The sequence below is a fragment of the Nonomuraea sp. NPDC049784 genome (assembly GCF_040659615.1).
Lineage (GTDB): Bacteria > Actinomycetota > Actinomycetes > Streptosporangiales > Streptosporangiaceae > Nonomuraea.
Genome location: NZ_JBFAMX010001012.1, coordinates 1 through 2,394, shown reverse-complemented (window position 1 = coordinate 2,394; position 2,394 = coordinate 1). Strand labels below are relative to the sequence as shown.

The 2,394-nt window shown below is 66.1% G+C and carries 4 protein-coding genes; 2 read left to right on the top strand and 2 right to left on the bottom strand.

What is annotated here, in order from left to right; genetic code table 11:
- Positions 1 to 62: 62 nt before the first annotated feature.
- Positions 63 to 323, top strand: a complete 261-nt coding sequence (locus tag AB0J09_RS62515) for a hypothetical protein (RefSeq protein WP_360713677.1) — start codon at positions 63 to 65, stop codon at positions 321 to 323.
- Positions 324 to 336: 13 nt separating this feature from the next.
- Here AB0J09_RS62515 and AB0J09_RS62510 read toward each other — a convergent pair whose 3' ends face one another.
- Together AB0J09_RS62510 and AB0J09_RS62505 are read right to left on the bottom strand one after the other, a co-directional pair.
- Positions 337 to 603 carry a crosslink repair DNA glycosylase YcaQ family protein gene (locus AB0J09_RS62510; protein WP_360713675.1) on the bottom strand — a complete coding sequence of 89 codons (267 nt, stop codon included), beginning with the start codon at positions 601 to 603 and terminating at the stop codon, positions 337 to 339.
- Positions 604 to 606: 3 nt separating this feature from the next.
- Complete coding sequence (locus AB0J09_RS62505) at positions 607 to 1,182, bottom strand: winged helix-turn-helix domain-containing protein (protein ID WP_360713673.1); 576 nt, start codon at positions 1,180 to 1,182, stop codon at positions 607 to 609.
- 76 nt (positions 1,183 to 1,258) lie between these two features.
- Here AB0J09_RS62505 and AB0J09_RS62500 point away from each other — a divergent pair, with 76 nt between their 5' ends.
- Positions 1,259 to 1,837, top strand: coding sequence for a dienelactone hydrolase family protein (locus AB0J09_RS62500; protein ID WP_360713671.1), 579 nt, complete (start codon positions 1,259 to 1,261; stop codon positions 1,835 to 1,837).
- Positions 1,838 to 2,394 lie beyond the last annotated feature (557 nt).

Below are 2,394 nucleotides of genomic sequence, written 5' to 3'. Positions count from 1 at the left end.
GGGCTGCCCGGTCTGCGAAGCGTCAACCCCCGCGGGCCGCTTAACCGCGGCGCGACGGGAGAATCTCCGGCCTTCAGGCCGGGGAGGAGTTCAAAGCAGCTTGGAACCCTGTTCCGTGTTCCGAGAGGCGCTCTCGGCCACGGACCTGCACTCAACTCATTCTTGACGCGGGTATCCATCGTGTGGTGATCGCTTGGCGCGAGCCAAGTCTGTTTGTAGCTGATTGTCAGGGGGTCGAGATCCTCACACGCGAAGGCGTTGAAGTGCTCGAAATCCCCGAGCTAGCCCATCTTGCAAGCGCCGTCGGCATGCCCCAGCAGTAAAACCTGACTTGGCTCACCTTCGGGGATCGGCGTGGACCGCGTGCAGCGTGATCCGCAGGAGCGTCGCCTTGACGACCTTGCGGTCAGCGAACGCCGCGTCCAGGTCCGCTGGGTCGAACTCGGCGAGGCGGTTCCACAGGGCCAGGTACGGCGAGGCCGCGTGTTGCGCCTGCAGGGCGACCAGGCGGCGCACAGCCTCGACGACATCCAGGGCCTGCCGGCCCAGGAGCAGTTGGCGGGTGAGCGTGGCCCGGTTGAGCTCACGCGCGGTAAGCCGCATGTGTCAGCTCTTCTCGGCCGGCAAGGTCGGGTAGTCGGTCATGGGATACAGGCCGACGGCGAATCCGTAGGTCGTCTCACCGGAACGGGGAACCTGATCGAACTCCTGCACCAGGTCCTTGATCCGGTGCCAGAACTCCGTGGCCTGCTCCGGCGAGATCCGAGCGTGCCGGATGAACGCCCACAATTGGTGAGCCTGATAGGCCGCGGCGGACTCCTTGGCCGCGACCTCGAAGTCGTTGAAGTCCAGCGGGAGCGGGCCGCCGCCGGGAGATTGGCCGACGCTGACGTAGAACATGCGGGCCGTGCGGCCGTAGTAGCGCTCATCGATCGCCCGCACCCGCCGGGTCCGCACCACGCGCAGCAGCCCAGCCTCGGCCAGGACGTTGACGTGATGCGCGACCGTGCCTTTGGGGCGCTTGACCGCATCGGCCAGCTCCGTCACGGTCGCGCCGCGCTCGTGCAGGAGACCGAGGATCGTGGTCCGCAGCGGATCGCTAATGGCCCGTACCTGCTCGGGGGTGCTGAGCTCGATCGTGTCGGCGAGGTCGTAGTCCGGAACCGAAGGATTGGTCGACATGATTCGATTAGTGTAACATCGTCAATCGTTCGAGATATGTCGTTCGTTCAGCAGCACGCACGAAAGGGGCCGCCTCATGACCGAGGTCTTGTTGTTCCACCACGCTCAGGGGCAGACGGCCGGATTCCTCGGCCTCGCCGAGGAACTCCGCCAGGCCGGGCACACCGTGCACACACCGGACCTCTTCGACGGGCACACGTTCGCCAGCCTGAACGACGGCCTGACCTATGCGAGGAAAGCCGGCTTCGACAACCTCCTGGAGCGTGGTGTGCGCGCCGCCGACACACTGCCCAGCGAGCTGGTGTACGCCGGCTTCTCACTCGGCGTCATGCCAGCCCAGAAGCTGGCGCAGACCCGGGCAGGCGCGCGTGGCGCGCTGCTCTTCGAGTCCTGCCTGCCTGCTTCGGAGTTCGGGATCTCATGGCCGGAGGACCTGCCGGTCCAGGTCCACGGCATGGACGCCGACCCGATCTTCGCCGGCGAAGGAGACATCGACGCCGCCCACGCCCTCCTCGCCTCGGCCAAACACGCCGAGCTGTTCCTCTATCCCGGCAACCGGCACCTCTTCGCCGACAGCAGCCTGCCGTCATATGACGCCGACGCCGCCGCGCTGCTCACCCGCCGCACCCTCGACTTCCTCGCCACCATTGGCTAGCGGACAGAAACATCGGCATCACACGCGGAGCTTCCCAAGCTCGGTCACGTTGCCCGCCGTTCGCCCCGGTTCGGGTACGGCACGCCGCACCACCACGCAGCAGCATGCAGTCAACCGCGGCGATACCCCGCCAGCGTGCAGCACCGACCTACGTGGTGCACTCACGCAGATCCGCCGCCCTTACCGGACTTCCATCCGCAGCCTGGACTCTGGCTCAAACACCGGCTGATCCACCGCAAACCATCAGCCAGCATAACCCCATGGTGGCCGACTGCCACGCCATGATGGACATGCACGAGCACATGACCGGACACGGCTAGGGCCTCGGCGGATCATGCTGGGCGGCCCATCGGCGCTGAATCGCTGTAGCGACCCGCCGGACAAGAGCTAGGTGGAGCAGGTTGGGCCCGTCGATAAATACCTCGACAACGGTCGCGTGATCGGGGACGCTTCGTACGATGGCCAGAATCGACGACACACCGCCCGCGTGGGACGAGCGCACCCAGCTCACCACGTTTCTCGACTACACACGTCGCACCGCCCGTGCCAAGTGCGAT

What these genes read in the sequence shown, in the direction of transcription:
- AB0J09_RS62510 (WP_360713675.1), bottom strand. Translation starts at nt 603, where the DNA reads ATGCGGCTTACCGCGCGTGAGCTCAACCGGGCCACGCTCACCCGCCAA.
- AB0J09_RS62505 (WP_360713673.1), bottom strand. Translation starts at nt 1,182, where the DNA reads ATGTCGACCAATCCTTCGGTTCCGGACTACGACCTCGCCGACACGATC.
- AB0J09_RS62500 (WP_360713671.1), top strand. Translation starts at nt 1,259, where the DNA reads ATGACCGAGGTCTTGTTGTTCCACCACGCTCAGGGGCAGACGGCCGGA.